Consider the following 15967-nt stretch of genomic DNA (forward strand, 5'->3'; position numbering starts at 1 on the left):
CGCGTGGCCCTGCGCATCGATCCGCGCCACCTGCACGGAGCGTAGCCCGCCAGGGCCGTCGGCCCTGCCTTCCGCGGCCACGACGGTGTGCCCCCACAGCACGGGCACGGCGTGCGTGCGCAACTGCCGCAGGAAGCGCCAGCCGTCGCGCAGCAGGTCGGGGGCGGTGTATGCCGCGGCGAGCAACGGGCGCCACTGGTGCCAGGACGGGCACGCGGCCGACTCCAGCACGGCAACCACCTCGGTGCCATCGGCGAGCAGTTCCGCCGCCAGTTGCAGGTTGAGCGGCCCATTGCCGGCAATCACCACCCGGCGCCCCGGCGCGACCCGGTAGGCGCGCGCAAGCGTCTGGGCGGCGCCGGTGGTCATCACGCCAGGCAAGGTCCAACCCGGGAAAGGCACTGGGCGCTCGTAGGCGCCGGGGGCAATGACGAGCTGGCGGCAACGGATGACGCGGGCACGCCCGTCGATGAGCGCTGCGACCTCGCGCGGCGAAAAGGCGGCCCACACCTGCGCGCCCTGGACGATCGTGACGCCGGCGCCGCGCACTTCGCGCTCCAGCGCAAGCCCCTGCGCGAACTGGCGGTCGGTTGGCGTGGCCGCCCGGTGCGAGGTCGCGAGCGGCTTGTAGAACTGGCCGCCGGATTCCAGGCGTTCGTCGAGCAGCAGCACCTCGGCACCGGCGCGGCGCGCGGCAAGCGCCGCCGAGAGGCCGGCCGGCCCTGCGCCGACGACCAGCACGTCGACCTGCCACTGCACGGGTTCGGCGTCGGCCTCGGGCACGAGCGGTTGCAGCGGATCTTCCGCGGTACCAGCCGGCTGGGTGGAGCGCACCTGCTGAGCGTCGGCTACCTTCGTGAGGCAGGCGCGCTGGCTGGCCCGCCCGTCAACCGTGACGAGGCAGTCGAAACACGCTCCCATGCCGCAATAGAGCCCCCGGCGCTGGCCGCTGCGCGTGCGGCGCATCGCCTTGATGCCACCGGCGGCCAGTGCCGCCGCGATGGTTTCACCCTCCAGGCCCTCGACGGGCTGCCCGTCGTAGCAAAAGCGCACAGGGCGCCCGGCCGGGGTGATGGAAGGGTGGGTCAGTCTGGCGCTCATGACAGGTGCGGGGGAAGCGGAAAACCGCGTTGACGGCGTTAAATGTATACGTATACTACACGTATACGAACATCCCGTCATTCAGATTTTCCAAGGACTGCCCATGACAGCGTTCCGTGGCACCTACACGGTGCTCATCACCCCCATGACCTCCGATGCTCTGCACATCGACGTGCCCGCGCTGAAGAAGTTGGTCAACTGGCAAATCGAGGAGGGAATCCACGGGCTGATTCCTCTGGGGAGCACCGGGGAATTCCTGTCGCTGACGCCCGATGAGCGCCAGTTGGTGATCAAGACCTGCGTGAGCACCGCAGCAAAACGCGTGCCCGTGCTGATCGGCACCGGCGCGGAGTGGACCGACGAGTGCGTGCGGCTGAGTCGCGAGGCCGAGACCATGGGCGCCGACGGCGTCATGATCATCCCGCCCTTCTACAGCGCTCCCACCGACGACGAGCTGTTCGAGCACTACCGCAAGGTGGGCGAGGCGATCAGCATCCCGATCATGGTCTACAACAACCCGGCCACCGCCAACGTCGACCTCAGGCCCGAACTGGTGGCGCGTCTCTCGCGCATCGACAACTGCAAGTACATCAAGGAATCGACGCTCGATGTCACCCGCGTGCGCGACATCATCGATCTGTGCGGCGACCGCATGACCGTGTTCGCGGGCATCCTCGGCTACGAGTCGTTCTGGCTCGGTGCCCAGGGGTGGGTGGCGGTGTGCTCCAACCTCATTCCGAAGATGTCGGCGCGCCTGTTCGAACTGGTGGCCGACGAGCGCGACATGCCCGCAGCGCTGGCTCTCTACAAGCAGATGCTGCCGATCGTGCGCTGGGTCGGCGGCCATCGCTACGTCGCGGCCTCGAAGGACGGCCTCTCGATGATGGGCCTGCCGGTCGGCAAGCCGCGCGCGCCGCGCTTGCCTCTGCCCGATGCCGACGCCGCGGACCTGCGCCGCGAGCTCGCTCGCCTTGACCTCCTGGACTCGATCCGCTCCTGAGGCGTCGGCGTCGTCGCATCCCCCGCTCCGCGTGCTGCTTTTCTCGTTTCGTCACCTCGTTCATTCCCCATAGGACCACCCCATGAAACTGCTCCCCGCTCTCGCGTCGGCAACGGCACTCCTCATCTTCTGCGCGGGCGCTGCGAACGCCCAGGCGTGCAAGTCGCCCGTGCCCGACTCGGTCCTCGTCAAGAAAGGCACGCTGACCATGTCGGTCAACCCGACCCTGCCGCCGATGCAGTTCGTCGACCAGTCCGGCGCACTCAAGGGCATGCGCGTGGAACTCGGCGAGGCGATCGCCAAGCGCCTGTGCCTCACGCCGGAATACGTGCGCATCGAGTTCTCGGCCATGATCCCGGGCCTGCAGGCCGGCCGCTGGGACGTCATCAACACCGGCATCTTCTATACGGAAGAGCGCGCCAAGCTGATGCAGATGCTCATCTACGAGGACCAGGCGATCAGCATCAGCACCGCCAAGGGCAACCCGCTGAAAATTGCCAGGCCCGACGACCTGTCGGGCAAGAGCATCGGCGTGGAACTCGGCGGCTTCGAGGAGCGCAAGGCGCACGCTCTCGACAAGCAACTCACCGACAAGGGGATGAAGGGCATGACCATCCGCACCTTCGAGAACTTCGCCATGGCGTTCCAGGCGCTGCGTGCCGGCCAAGTCGAGGTGGCCTTGTCGATCGACTCGACCGGCGCCGAATACCAGAAGCGCGGCGACTTCGAGCGCGTGCTGCACGGCCTGTTCCCGACCCCGGTCTCGCTGGCCGCCCGCAACAAGGACCTGGCCGCCGCGATGGCCAAGGTCATGAACGACATGAAGGCCGACGGCAGTTTCCAGAAGTTGTTCGACCAGTACGGCGTCAAGGCCATCGACGGCATCGTGACCGTCAAGGGCCCGGCGAGCTGAGTCGCAGCGTCGCCGCCATCGAACACACGCAGGAACGTTTATGGGGCAAGGCTGGAGCTGGTCGGGGTTCAGCGACTATCTGTTCAATCCGTACATCCTCAGCGGCGCCGTGACCACGCTATGGCTCACGCTCGCGGCGATCGCGGGCGGACTGGTCATGGGCTGCGCGTTGGCCTTGGCCCGCCTGTCCAGCCGGCGCTGGGTGGTCGTGCCGGCCCACTTCTACATCTGGGTGTTCCGCGGCACGCCGCTACTGGTGCAACTGATCATCATCTACACCGGCCTGCCCCAGCTCGGACTGAAACTGTCGGTGATTGGGTCGGCGCTGCTGGGCCTGATCCTCAACGAGGCCGCCTACTTGGCTGAGATCGTGCGCGGGGGAATCCAGTCGATTCCTGTCGGGCAGACCAACGCGGCGCGCGCTGTCGGCTTCAGCAGTGCGCAGACCATGCGCTACATCGTGATGCCCCAGGCAATGCGCCTGATTGTCCCGGCGCTGGGCAACAGCATCAACGGCCTGCTCAAGACCACCTCGATCACCTCGGTGATTTCGATGGAGGAACTGCTGCGCCGCACCCAGGTGCTGATCCAGGAGAAGTTCATGGTGCTGGAGCTGTTCATCGTCGCGGCCATCTACTACCTGTTGATGACCACGGCCTGGGACTTCATCCAGCGACGCATCGAGCGCCACTACGGCCGCGCCTACGGCAATGCCCGCGCGCCGGTGGTGCCGGACGAACCCGCGCTCGAGCAGCGCTAGCGAAGACTTCTTCATGAGCACCTACGACCTGATTGGCCTGTACCCGCGCAAGGGCAGCATCGCCGTCGGCAGCGACGCCGACTTCGTGGTCTGGGACGTATTCGCGCAGGGGCAGGAGAAGCGACTCACCAACGGCATGCTCCACCATGCCGTTGACTACACACCGTACGAAGGCATGAAGTTGGGCGCTTGGCCAGGCATCACCGTCTCGCGCTGCCCTGCCAGCGGCCGCGTGCACCGAACGACGGCAATCCGCTGGACAAATGGATCTGAAGCCGGCGGGTCGCGCTACCCCAGGCAGCCCTGCTAAGCTCACCCGCCCCCGAGATCCACCTTGGCCTCACGTGGCCTTCGCCCCTTCTCCACATGCCCAGCCTTCCCAGCCCCACGCAGCCCGCCACCATCACGATTGCGCCCCTGGAGGTGCGGTCCGCCAGTTTGGCCGAGCAGGCCTACGAACGACTGCGCACGCTCATCCTCGACCGCCAGATTTCGGCCGGTAGCCCGCTACAGGAAGCGCGGCTGGCGGAAGACCTGCGCATTTCGCGCACACCCATGCGTGAAGCACTGGTCCGGCTGGCGGGCGAGGGGCTGCTGGTGCGGCGCGACGCGCGTTCCTATGCCGTGCGTGCGCTTGGCACCAAGGAGTATTTCGACTGCATGCGCGCGCGCGAGGTGATCGAATGCGAAGCCATCGCGCTGGCCGTCGGCAAGATCACGGACGCCGAGATCGACACACTCGAAGCGGATATCCTGGCGCTTGGCGGCGGCGAGCATGGCGAGACCGAGCACTGGCATTTCGACGACCGCTTTCACCTGCTCATAGCCAAGGCCAGCGGCAACGTGGTGTTTCCGCGGCTGGTGGAGGAACTGCGCGTCAATGCGCGCCTGTTCCGCTTGCACAGCCCATTGCACAGGCAGCCGGAGAACCACGACGAGCACGGCGAGATCATCCGCGCGCTGCGTGCACGGGACGCGGAGCGTGCACGCGCGACCATGCGCGACCACCTGCGCGGCCTGCAGGAAGACGTGAGACGGGCCCTGACCGAATAAAGCGCGGATGCTCTGGCGATGGACGCCATGGTCAAAATCGCGAAGCGCTTGACCCAAGTCTTGGCAGCCTCCGGGCACCCCAGTGGGGCTGCCACCGCTCATCCATCGGGGGCGCGCTTCCCAAGCTTGATCCGCACCAACGCAAACCTGCGGAGCATGCGCATCAAGGGCGCAGCGATTCTTTCAGGACGCGGCGGGCCAGCGTCGAACGATGCACCTCCGACGCGCCATCGTAGACACGCAAGGGCCGCGCCTCGCGCAGGATCATCGAGACGGGGGAGTCTTCGGACATACCGAGTGCGCCCATGATCTGCGCGGCACGATCCACCACCCGCCCCACCGCCTCCGACACGAACACCTTGACCATGGCGGATTCGTGCTGGACGCTTTCGTTGGCGTCGAGCTTCGCGGCAGCATGCCATGTCATCAGGCGCGCTGCGTGCAGGTCGATATGCGAGTCCGCCACCATCGCCTGCACCTGCTGCAACTGCGCAAGCGGCTGCCCGAACGAGTTTCTCCGGTTCGCGTAATCCTGCGCCAGCGCCATCGCCCGCGAGGCGCGCCCGATGAACCGCATGCAGTGCGACAGGCGCGCCGGTTCGAGCCGCGTCTGCGCGCAGGCGAAGCCCTTGCCCACCTCGCCCAACACCGCGTCATGGCCAACGACGCAGTCCTTCAGCTCGATCTCGCCATGCCCGCCGATCTGGAAGCCGTCGATGCTGGCGATGTTTCTCAGCACGCGGTAGCCGGGGTTGTCGGCATCGACGATGAAGAGCGTTGCGCCGTCGCCGGTCTTGGCCAGCACCAGTGCGAACGAGGCACCGATCGCCCCGCTGATGAACCACTTGCGACCGGTGATCGCCCATCCGCCGGGGCAGCGCGTGGCGACCGTTTGCAGCATCGACGGGTCGGACCCCGCGCCTGGCTCGGGCTCGGTCATCGCGAAACACGACCTGGTCTCACCGCGTGCCAGCGGCGCAAGGTAGCGCTGCTGCTGCGCCGGCGACCCTTCGGTCAGCAGATTGATCATGTTGGGCTGGTCCGGCGGTGCGCAGTTCATGGCCAGAGGCGCCAGAAAGCTCCGACCTGCCTCTTCGAGAATCACCGAGCGATCGCGCCAGGACAGGCCCAGGCCGCCCCACGCCACCGGAAGCTGCGGTCCGTAGATGCCGGCCTCCATGGCTTTGGCGCGCAATCGCCGTGTCGTCGTTTCCAGTGCGTCCAGGTCGTGCGCCAACGCCGCGCACTCGCGCGGGATGGCCTCTTCCTCGACGAAGCGCTGAACAGCCTCGCGCAGGGCCGCAAGCCGGTCGCTGTAGCCGAACATGCTGCCTCCTCAGCCGCCGTATCCGGCTTGCGCCAGCGTGCGTTTCGCGATGTTGAGTTGGTGAATCTGGCTCGTGCCCTCATAGAGCCGGAACAGCCGCACGTCACGGTAGAAGCGCTCCATGCCGTGATCGGCGATGTAGCCGTAGCCGCCCAGCATCTGCACGCTGCGGTCGGCCACGCGGCCGCACATCTCGGACGCGAAATACTTGCAGATCGATGCCTCCATCGTCACGTCGATCCCCTCGTCGCGCTTGCGTGCGGTGTCCAGCACCAGCGCCCGGGCCGCGTGGACCTCGGTTTGGCTATCCGCGATCATGGCCTGGACCAGTTGGAAGCTCGAGAGCGTTTGGCCGAACTGCTTGCGCGTGGCCACGAACGCCACGGCATCCTGCAGCATGCGAATCGCCGGCCCGATGCACAAGGCAGCCAGGTGAATGCGCTGCTTGTTCAGCACCCTCATCGCCGTCTTGAACCCTTGGCCTTCGCGGCCGCCGATGACGTTCTCCGCGGGCACGATGCAGTCGGCCATGTGCACCTCGGACACCGGCGAGCCAGCCTGGCCCATCTTCCCGTAGGCCGGGCCGGTGCTGAGCCCGGGCATGCCGCGCTCGACGAGGAAGGCCGTGACACCGCGCGCCGACAGGTCGTCGGGGTCGGTGCGCGCCAGCACCGTGAACAGGCCGGCAATCGGGGCGTTGGTGATGAAGCACTTGGTGCCGTTGAGCACGTAGTGGTCGCCGTCGCGCCGTGCCAGGGTCCGCAGCGACGCGGCGTCCGAACCCGCCTCCGGCTCGGTCAGAGCGAACGCTCCGGTGAGTTCACCGCTGGCGAGCCGGGGCAGGTAGCGCCGCTTCTGCGCTTCGGTGCCGTCGGTCACCAGGGCCTCGGACCCGATGCCGGTGTTCGTGCCGACGCGAGCCCGGAATGCCACTGCGCATTGCGACAGCTCCATGGCCGCGAGCACCAGTTCTTCGGTCGTCATGCCCGCGCCGCCGTAGGCCTCGGGAATCGAATAGCCGAACAAACCCTGAGCCGCCATGTCGGCCACCAGGTCAGCGGGCACCTCGTCGGCCTCGGCAACGCGCGTTTCGTTTGGCACCAGCCGCTCACGCACGTAATTGCGCAGGCTGCCCAGGAATTGCTCGAACGCTTGGGGGGCACGTTGCATGTATTGCTCCTTGCTTCACGGAATGGGCGACGAAAGCGGGTCAGGTCAGTCCAGCCTGGCCCCGGTCAACTTGACCAGTGCAGCCCACGAGGCCGTCTCGGCCTCGATGACTGCGGCGAACTGTGCCGGGGTATTGCCGACCGGCTCGGCGCCGAGGGCGATCAGGCGCTTGCGAAGTTCGGGCGTCTCCAGTGCCTTGGTCGTGGCGGCGTGCAAGCGCTCGACGATGGCCGGTGGCGTGGCGGCCGGCGCCATCAGGCCCTTCCATGCGCCAAAACTGAAGCCCTTGACGGACTCGGCGATGGTCGGCACGTCGGGCGCGGTTGTGGTCCGCTTGTCCGTGGACACCGCCAGCGCCCTGAGCTTGCCCGACTGCACGTGCGGCCACAGAGCCGGCATGTTGTCGATCATCATCGCGATTTGCCCGGCGAGCAGGTCGTTCAGCGCGGGGCCCGTGCCCTTGTACGGGATGTGGGCCATGGTGGTGCCCGTGAGCTGCTTGAACCATTCGCCGGCCAAGTGCGCCGGGCTGCCGTTGCCCGGCGAGCCGAAGCTGACCTCGTTCGGCCTGGACTTGGCGTAGGCGATGAACTCGGGCACGGTCTTCGCCGGAATCTTCGGGTTGACCGCCATCAGGTTGGGCTCCTGGATCAGCAAGCTCACCGCGCGCAGGTCCTTGGCGGGGTCGTAGGGCATCCTGGCGTAAAGGCTCGGGTTGATCACCGTCGGGCCCGCCGCAGCGATCAGCAGCGTGTAGCCGTCGGGCGCCGACTTGGCCACGTAGTTGCCGCCGATGTTGCCCCCAGCCCCCGCCTTGTTCTCGACGATCACGGGCTGTCCGAGTTCGGGGCTCAGGGCCGCTGCCAGCAGGCGAGCCAGCACGTCCGTGGAGCCTCCCGGCGCGAACGGCACGATGAGGCGGATCGGCTTGGTCGGATAGGCCGGCTCCGCATGCACGGTGGGCGCCGTTGCGAATAGACAGGCGGCGGCGAACAGGAACACTTTGCGCATGGGGGTCTCCAGTAGATTTCTTCGGGAACGGCAGCGTTGCTGCAGAACCTTGCTGACAGCAATGCATCGCATCAGGTCCCGGAGACTACGCAGCGGCAAGACATATGGAAAACGGTGTTTCTCCATCTTGAACGCCGTCACTCGCCAGCGCGCCGGGCCGGACGTAGCATCCAGCAATACGCGCCTTCCCATGCCTGCCGCACGCCACCCCGACCCCGACTTTGCAACCACGCTGCAGCACGGCCTGCAGGTGCTGCACTGCTTCACCGTCAGCGACCCTGCCTTGGGCAACAAGGAGCTGTCGGAGCGCACCGGGTTATCGAAGGCGACGATCTCGCGGCTCACCTATACCCTGGCGGCGCGCGGCCTGCTGGTCTTCGACGCGCACCTGCGGCGCTATCGCCTGGGCTCCACGGCACTCACCATCGGCTACCCGCTGATGGCCAGCCTGCGCATCCGACAGATCGCGCGGGCCCGTATGAAGCAGCTGGCCGAGGAGGTCGGCGGCTCGGTCTCGCTGGGCATGCGCGAGCGCACGCGCATGGTCTATATCGAGACCAGCCGCGGGCACGACCTGAGCGCCTGGCGGCCCGACATCGGGGCGACCGTTCCCATGCTGCCCACGGCCATGGGGCGCGCTTGGCTCGCGCACACGCTGCAGCGCTTGCGCGACGTGGTACTGGAGCAGATCGAAGCGTCGGAACCCGGCCAGAGGCAGCGCTTTGAAGCCGCCCTCGCCCAAGCGCAGACCGACCTGAAGCGCAAGGGCTTTTGCATTTCCCGCGGCGCGTGGCGCAGCGACGTGCAGGCGGTCGGTGTGCCGATCCGCATCCCGCAGGACGGCGAAACCCTGGTCCTCAATTGCGGCGTGCTCACCGTGCGGCTGGGGCCGCGTCAACTCGAGCAATGCATCGGTCCTCGCCTCGTGGCGATGGCGCGCAGCGTGGAAGCCGATCTGGAGGCCGTGCCGTGAACGACACCGAGAACAAGGACAGGCAGTTCGCCACAACGCTTGCGCGCGGCATCGATTTGCTGCTGTGTTTTCATGCTGGCGAATCGAGTCTGAGGAACAAGGATTTCGCCGAACGAACGGGCCTCTCCAAACCTGCGGTCGCACGCCTGACGCACACGCTTGTGCTGCTTGGCTATCTGCGACGTGATCCGGCCACGGCGAAGTACCGGCTGGGTGCGGCCGTGCTTGGACTGAGCCATCCCCTGCTGGCCAGCATGCGCATTCGACCGGTCGCCCGACCGATGATGGAAACCCTTGCGCGCGAGATCGAAGGCGCCGTTTCGCTCGGCCTGCGTCACCGCATCCACATGGTGTACGTGGAGACCGCTCGGGACAGTGAAGACTTCGTCCTGATACCCGACATCGGCGCGCCGCTCCCCATGCTGGCCACCGCCATCGGGCGCGCCTGGCTGGCGCGCGCTGCGCCGCAGGACCGCCGGTCGGTGCTGAATCAGATACGCGTCGCCGTGCCGACCGAGTTCGAGCGTTACGCCACGGCGGCAGATCGGGCGCGGGAAGAACTGGCGCGCGAAGGCTTTTGCAGTGCGCGCGCGGACTGGCAGCCGAATCGGCATGGCTTTGCCGTGCCGCTGCACGGCTTGGTGGATGGCACACAGTTCGTGTTGAACTGCGCCGTGGCGGCGAAGCGCGGCAGCTTTGTGCAGATGCGCCGGGACGTCGCGCCGCGGCTCCTCACCTTGGCGCACAGTATTGAAGTCTCGCTGGGTTTGCGCTAGCGCTCGCGTTCAGGATATCGAAACACAGGTTGCAGCAGTGGCCCCCCCGCCACCAGACTTCGCGTCATGCAACCCGAAGCACACCCCAGCGCCGCCACAGAGCAAACGCCGCCGCCTGCTGCGCAGCAAGGGCCGCTGGCCGGCATCCGAATCTTGGACATGGCAACCGTGATCGCAGCGCCGTTTTCGGCGTCCCTGTGTGCCGACATGGGGGCCGAGGTCGTCAAGCTTGAGCTGCCGCAAGGCAATGACCCGCTGCGCTCGCTGTCACCGAGCACGCCGGATCATGCGCTGTTCTGGAAGGTCTCGAACCGCGGCAAGAAGGGGGTGTCGCTCGATGTGCGCAAGCCGCAGGGCCGTGCGCTGTTCCTCCGGCTGATCCGGACCTTCGACGTTCTTGTCGAGAACTTCCGCACCGGCACGCTCGACAAGTGGGGACTGGATGCATCGACACTGTGGTCGGTCAACCCCAAGCTGATCATCCTGCGCGTCACGGGCTTCGGCCAGACCGGCCCTTATGCGCAGCGCCCGGGTTTCGCGCGCATCTTCGAGGCGATGAGCGGCTTCGCCCACCTGACCGGCGAAAGCGGCCGCAGTCCGCAGCACATGAACTACCCGCTCGGCGACGTCATCGCGGGCTTGTTCGGTGCCTTCTCCATCTCCACCGCGATCGCGGAACGCCATCGCCATCCCGACGCACCAGGCCGCGAGATCGACCTCGCGGCGACGGAGGCCATGTTCCGGTTGCTCGAGGCGCTGCCTGTCGAGCACGAGATGCTCGGGCAGACCCGCAGCCGCTCCGGCAGCCGGGCCACCTACACCGCGCCTTCCAACATGTACCGCACGGCCGACGATCATTGGGTGACGTTGGTGGGATCGTCCGATCCCATCTTCCAGCGCATCTGCCAGGCCATGGGCCAGCCGGAGCTCGCGGACGACCCGCGCTTTGCCACCACCCCTGACCGGGTTCGAAACATCGAAGAAATCGACGCGATCGTCGCCCGGTGGTGCGCGTCCCGAACACTGGCAGAACTAGCCGAATCGTTGACCCATGGCGGCGTGCCTTACAGCAAGGTCTATGCGGTCGATGACGTGATCGCAGATCCGCATTTCATTGCCCGCGAAGCCATCATCCGCTTGCCCGACCCTGAGCTCGGATCCCTGCCGGCCCCCGCCATCGTGCCGCGCTTTTCCGGGTTCAAGCCCACAGCGCCGCGCACCGGGCCGGCAGCCGGCGAACACAACGCGGAGGTTTACGGGGCTTTGGGCCTTGGAAGCGAAGCGTTGGACACGCTCCAACACGACGGGGTGATCTGAAGCTGGCGTTCGAGCGCAGTGGGCCCGAGCGTATCTATTTCAGCGCGAGGAGAGAAGGCGCCGAGTGGCGCTAAAATGCATGGAATTTCAATGAGAAATTAGCCATGCCTGCCGCCGTCCAATCTCCTGCTGCCTCTTTGCGAGGCGCTGCTGCGCATTTCGCAGGCGAACTGCAAGCTGGGCGCGTTTACCGGCGGGAGGATCTCGCACGCCTGTCCACGGCGGTGGATCGGCATCTGCGCGAACTGGTGGCTAGCGGAAAGCTGAAGAAGCTTGCCCAAGGCCTGTACCACGCACCGAAACAGTCCAGTTTTGGTCCGCTGCCACCGGCCGATGAGCAAGTGGTGGGTGGGTTCCTGCGCGACAAGGATTTCCTGGTGTTCTCTCCCTCGGCTTACAACGCCGTGGGTCTGGGTACGACCCAGCTCTACAACCGCACTCTGGTCTACAACCACAAGCGCCACGGCGTCTTCAAGCTTGGCAACCGGCAGTTCGATTTCCGAATGAAGCCGCGCTTCCCCAGGAAGCTGACGCCGGAATTCCTGTACGTGGACCTGCTGAACAACCTGGACGAACTGGCGGAGGACCGTGATGCGGTCTTGCGCCTGGCGCGTAGCAAACTGCCTTCATTCGATCCCACCCGTCTGCAGCGCGCAGCCGACAGCTTTGGCAGCGTGGCCACGCGCAAGCGCCTGCGGGAGTGGGCGGGTGGCTGAGTTCCTGCACGAACGACGGGACTTCGATCAACTGCTGGCAGTGGTCGCAGACGAGCGCGGCCTCGATCCCGTGCTGGTCGAGAAGGACTACTGGATCATGCATTGCCTGTGGGGCCTTCAAGCCCGGGGCTTTCAGTTTGAGCTGAAGGGTGGCACGTCCTTGTCGAAGGGGTTCGGTGTCATCCACCGCTTCTCCGAAGACATCGACATCCGTATTGAACCGCCCGATGGCATGGAGGTGAAGACGGGGCGCAACCAGGACAAACCTGCGCATGTCGAATCGCGGCGTGCGTACTACGACGCGCTGGCAACACGCATCCACATCCCGGGTATCGACAGTGTGGAGCGCGATACGCAATTCGACGACGACAAGATGCGCAGTGCCGGCATTCGCTTGGTTTACGCACCGCGTGTTCCTGCGCTAGCTGGTGTCAGGAATGGCATCCTGCTGGAACTCGGGTTCGATGACACCACCCCGAATCGGCCGGTCACGATCTCGTCGTGGGCGTTGGATGTCGCCATGGAGCGTGGGGTGGCAGTGGGGGACAACCGTGCAGTGGCCGTATCGTGCTATGCCCTCACGCACACCTTCGTCGAGAAGCTGCAGACGATATCCACCAAGTACCGCCGACTGGACGAAGCCCTGGCGTTCCCCGCCAACTTCCTGCGGCACTACTACGACGTGTATTGCCTGCTGGGACTGGAGGAGGTTCAGGCCTTCATGAGGACGCCTGCCTACCAGAAGCGCAAGGCGCAACGGTTCCGAGCCGGCGACGAACAGGCCATTGCCCGCAATCCTGCTTTCGTGCTGGCCGACGCCGATCAGCGCCAGCGCTTTGCTCAGGAATACCGCAAGACAGCCGCGCTGTACTACCAGGGGCAGCCGGACTTCGTGATGCTGGTGGACAGGATCCATCAACACATTGATGTCATGTGAGAGGGGAACGCAGGCAGATCGCCGTCCGAGGTCTTCTGGCGTCAACGGGCACGCCCCGCTACGGCGAGGGGAACTAAGTAGTTACAAAGCGTTGTCGGCAAACAGAAAATTGCTCTTTTCGGGCTGAGGGGCGCCATGCCTGCCTGCACAATGGGGGGTGGTGTTCGCGCGGGGCGGACGTGCAGGCGGCGGCAGAAATGGGGCAAATGGAGCGTAAAACCGTAGTAGTTTGCCCCCGGGCCATTGCCACGGGTTTGGCTTCCCGCCTGCGTTTTGGCAGCCCCCGGTGTTGGATGTATGCTCGCGCGCTGGTGTGCGCCATGGCCCGGTGTGCCGGCCCCTTCCCTCCTGAAGTTTCGGAGCGACCACGATGACGTCCGAACTGTTGACCGACCCTCCCGCCCCTGCCGGCGAGGACCTTATGGGGCCCATGGCGCAGGCGCGTTTGCAGGCTTTGGCGGATGCGGTTCCTGTGGCGTTGATGGAGTTCCGGTTGCAGGACGGGCGCTTGCGGCTGCTGGCGGCGAATGCCGCGGCGCGGCGCATGCCCGGCCTGGGGGCGGTGCGCACCCCGGGGGTGGACGCGAGCGAGGTGTTCGACCTGCTCGCAGATACTCCCCTGATGAATCAGTTGCTCGGTGTGGTGCGCGTGGGCGCGCCGCTGGAATGCCGCCAGGTGGTGCGCGAGCCCGGTCGGCTGCTGCTGGCCTGGGACCTGACGGCGCGCCGCGTCGCGGATGACTCGATCATGGTCACGGTGCGCGACGCCGGCGAGGCCGAAGCCCTGCGCGCCGCGCTTGCGGCGTCCGAACGTTCCCTGGAAGAGGTGCGCCGCGAGCTCAGGGAGCAGACGGAGGTCTTCAATACCACGGAGAGCCTGGCGCGCACGGGCCATTGGCGCCGCATCGAAGACCCGGGGGAGACGGTGCTGCTGTGGTCCCCCGGTCTGTGCGAGATCGCGGGTTTCGAGCAGCAGGAATGGGTTGACTCCGAGCGCGCCGTCAGCGGCATCCTGCCCGAAGACCGCCATGTGTTCAGCCAGCTGCGCGAAAGCGGCAAGGGCCTGGACGTGGAGTACCGCTGGCGCCGCCCCGACGGCGTGGTGCGCTGGATGCGCTCGCGCGTGCAGCGCGCGCTGCCGCGTGATGGGGTGCAGGTCGTCATGGGCGTGGTGCAGGATGTGACGGATGAGCACCGGGCCGCGGAGCAGTTGCGCGAGCAGCTGTTGTTCATTCAGCGCATTGCCAGCCGCATTCCCGGCTTCATCTATGAGTTCCGCCTGCATTGCGACGGCGCCGCCAGCGTGCAGTACATCAGCGACGCGGTGCGCGAATTCATGGGCGTGGAGCCGCAGGAGGTCACGGCCGACCACGGCGTGCTCATGCTCCGCGTGCTCGCCGAAGACCGGCCGCAGCTGCGGCGCTCGGCCATCGTGTCGGTGCGCAGGCTGGTGCCCTGGCAGTGCGAGTACCGCGTGCGCATGCCCGACGGCACGGTGCGCTGGCACATGACGAACGCCGTCCCGCACCGCGAACCCGATGGCTCGGTGGTCTCGCACGGCTTCACCATGGACATCACGGAACGCAAGCGCGCGGAGCAGGAGATCGAGCGGCTGGCGTTCTACGACGCGCTCACGGGCCTGCCCAACCGCCGCCTGCTGCTGGACCGCTTGCAGCGCGCCATTGTCACCAGCCTGCGCACGCGCGCGCTGGGTGCGCTGCTATTCATCGATTTGGACAACTTCAAGGATCTGAACGACACCCTGGGCCACGACATGGGCGACCAGTTGCTGTCGCAGGTCGCTGCGCGGCTGGTGGGCAGCGTGCGCGAAGCCGACACCGTGGCGCGTTTTGGCGGCGACGAATTCGTCGTCATGCTCCAGGGCCTGGCGCCCGAGCTGCCAAACGCCGCCACGCAGGCCGAGACGGTTGCGGAAAAACTCCTGGCCAGCCTGAACCAGCCCTTCGATCTGGACGGTCAGCAGTACTACAGCACGCCGAGCATCGGCGTCACCCTGTTCGGCGACGAGCGCCTGGCGGTCGATGAGCTGCTCAAAAGGGCCGACCTGGCGATGTACCAGGCGAAGGCCGCGGGCCGCAATACGCTGCGCTTTTTCGACCCCGACATGCAGGCCGCGGTGAACGCCCGCTCGCACCTGGAGGCCGAGCTGCGCCAGGGGTTGGCCCGGGCGGAACTGCTGGTGTACTACCAGCCCGTGGTCGATCGCCACGCCCGGCTCATCGGGGCCGAAGCCCTGGTGCGCTGGCGCCACCCCGGCGCGGCATGATCGGCCCCGGCGAGTTCATCCCCCTGGCCGAGCAGACCGGGCTCATCTTCCCGCTGGGCCAATACGTGCTGCAGCACGCCTGCGCGCAGTTGCAGCGCTGGGGCCGGCACCCCGACACCGCCGCGCTGAGCATCTCGGTGAACGTCAGCGCGCGGCAGTTTCGGCAGCCGGGCTTCGTGGCGCAGGTACTGCAGACCCTCAAAAACCACGGTGCGGATCCGCGTAAACTCAAGCTGGAACTCACCGAAAGCCTGCTGCTGGGAGACATTGAGGACACCATCGCGCGCATGGGGCAGCTCAAGAACGAGGGCGTGGGCTTTGCGTTGGACGACTTTGGCACGGGCTATTCCTCGCTGAGCTACCTCAAACGCCTGCCGCTCGATCAGGTGAAAATCGACCAGAGCTTCGTGCGCGAGGTGCTGGCAAATCCGAACGACGCGGCGATCGTGCGCACGATCCTGACGCTGGCCAAGAGCCTGGATCTGCAGGTGGTGGCCGAAGGGGTGGAGACGACGGGGCAGCTGTCGTTCCTGCGGCGGCATGGCTGCGAGGCGTTCCAGGGGTATTTGTTCGGACGGGCGGGGCCGGTGGAGGATATCGATGCTTTTTTCTACCCCACGTGCTGA

Annotated in this window: 13 protein-coding genes and 3 pseudogenes; 12 read left to right on the top strand and 4 right to left on the bottom strand. The window is 66.5% G+C overall.

The genetic code is table 11. The features are described 5' to 3' along the window. On the bottom strand, positions 1-1101 hold a 1101-nt coding region (locus tag VTU_RS0108285), incomplete at its 3' end, for a 2Fe-2S iron-sulfur cluster-binding protein (protein ID WP_010103160.1). 103 nt (positions 1102-1204) lie between these two features. Here VTU_RS0108285 and VTU_RS0108290 point away from each other — a divergent pair. From VTU_RS0108290 to VTU_RS0108310, 5 genes and pseudogenes are all read left to right on the top strand, one after another. Further along, the gene (locus VTU_RS0108290; protein ID WP_010103162.1) at positions 1205-2101 is read left to right on the top strand and encodes a dihydrodipicolinate synthase family protein; all 897 of its coding nucleotides are present in this window, start codon (positions 1205-1207) and stop codon (positions 2099-2101) included. An 82-nt stretch (positions 2102-2183) separates the two neighbouring features. Continuing rightward, positions 2184-3014: an ABC transporter substrate-binding protein gene (locus tag VTU_RS0108295; RefSeq protein ID WP_010103165.1), complete on the top strand. Its 831-nt coding sequence runs from the start codon at positions 2184-2186 to the stop codon at positions 3012-3014. Positions 3015-3054: 40 nt separating this feature from the next. Beyond that, complete coding sequence (locus VTU_RS0108300) at positions 3055-3774, top strand: amino acid ABC transporter permease (protein ID WP_010103167.1); 720 nt, start codon at positions 3055-3057, stop codon at positions 3772-3774. A gap of 28 nt (positions 3775-3802) precedes the next feature. Then, positions 3803-4047, top strand: a pseudogene (locus tag VTU_RS0108305) (dihydropyrimidinase); the annotation flags it as partial. A 165-nt stretch (positions 4048-4212) separates the two neighbouring features. Next, positions 4213-4827, top strand: coding sequence for a GntR family transcriptional regulator (locus tag VTU_RS0108310; RefSeq protein WP_236610677.1), 615 nt, complete (start codon positions 4213-4215; stop codon positions 4825-4827). 163 nt (positions 4828-4990) lie between these two features. Here VTU_RS0108310 and VTU_RS0108315 read toward each other — a convergent pair whose 3' ends face one another. From VTU_RS0108315 to VTU_RS0108325, 3 genes are read right to left on the bottom strand one after another with little or no spacing between them, the layout of a single operon-like run. Further along, positions 4991-6154, bottom strand: coding sequence for an acyl-CoA dehydrogenase family protein (locus tag VTU_RS0108315; RefSeq protein WP_010103173.1), 1164 nt, complete (start codon positions 6152-6154; stop codon positions 4991-4993). Between the two features lie 9 nt (positions 6155-6163). Continuing rightward, positions 6164-7324, bottom strand: a complete 1161-nt coding sequence (locus VTU_RS0108320; protein ID WP_010103175.1) for an acyl-CoA dehydrogenase family protein — start codon at positions 7322-7324, stop codon at positions 6164-6166. Between the two features lie 45 nt (positions 7325-7369). Further along, on the bottom strand, positions 7370-8335 hold the full coding sequence (locus tag VTU_RS0108325; protein WP_010103176.1) for a Bug family tripartite tricarboxylate transporter substrate binding protein: 966 nt from the start codon (positions 8333-8335) through the stop codon (positions 7370-7372). Between the two features lie 190 nt (positions 8336-8525). On the opposite strand from VTU_RS0108325, the gene VTU_RS0108330 reads away from it, so the two are divergent. The 7 genes and pseudogenes from VTU_RS0108330 (at position 8526) to VTU_RS35845 (ending at position 15967) form a co-directional block, all read left to right on the top strand. Beyond that, positions 8526-9308 carry an IclR family transcriptional regulator gene (locus VTU_RS0108330; RefSeq protein WP_010103177.1) on the top strand — a complete coding sequence of 261 codons (783 nt, stop codon included), beginning with the start codon at positions 8526-8528 and terminating at the stop codon, positions 9306-9308. Beyond that, a complete protein-coding gene (locus tag VTU_RS0108335) occupies positions 9305-10084 on the top strand; it encodes an IclR family transcriptional regulator (protein ID WP_010103178.1) in 780 nt (259 codons plus the stop codon). Before VTU_RS0108330 ends, VTU_RS0108335 begins: the two co-directional genes overlap by 4 nt. A gap of 66 nt (positions 10085-10150) precedes the next feature. After that, the gene (locus VTU_RS0108340; protein ID WP_010103179.1) at positions 10151-11401 is read left to right on the top strand and encodes a CaiB/BaiF CoA transferase family protein; all 1251 of its coding nucleotides are present in this window, start codon (positions 10151-10153) and stop codon (positions 11399-11401) included. Positions 11402-11505: 104 nt separating this feature from the next. After that, entirely contained in the window at positions 11506-12117 is a 612-nt protein-coding gene (locus tag VTU_RS0108345) for a hypothetical protein (RefSeq protein ID WP_010103180.1), read from the top strand. Beyond that, positions 12110-13054: a nucleotidyl transferase AbiEii/AbiGii toxin family protein gene (locus VTU_RS0108350; RefSeq protein ID WP_010103182.1), complete on the top strand. Its 945-nt coding sequence runs from the start codon at positions 12110-12112 to the stop codon at positions 13052-13054. The genes VTU_RS0108345 and VTU_RS0108350 overlap by 8 nt, the downstream gene beginning before the upstream one ends. Positions 13055-13535: 481 nt before the next feature. After that, positions 13536-14207 (top strand): annotated as a pseudogene (locus tag VTU_RS35840) (PAS domain-containing protein); the annotation flags it as partial. A 183-nt stretch (positions 14208-14390) separates the two neighbouring features. Continuing rightward, positions 14391-15967: pseudogene (locus tag VTU_RS35845) on the top strand (putative bifunctional diguanylate cyclase/phosphodiesterase).

Origin of the sequence: Verminephrobacter aporrectodeae subsp. tuberculatae At4 (assembly GCF_000193225.1) — a bacterium.
Classification (GTDB): Bacteria; Pseudomonadota; Gammaproteobacteria; order Burkholderiales; family Burkholderiaceae_C; genus Acidovorax; species Acidovorax aporrectodeae.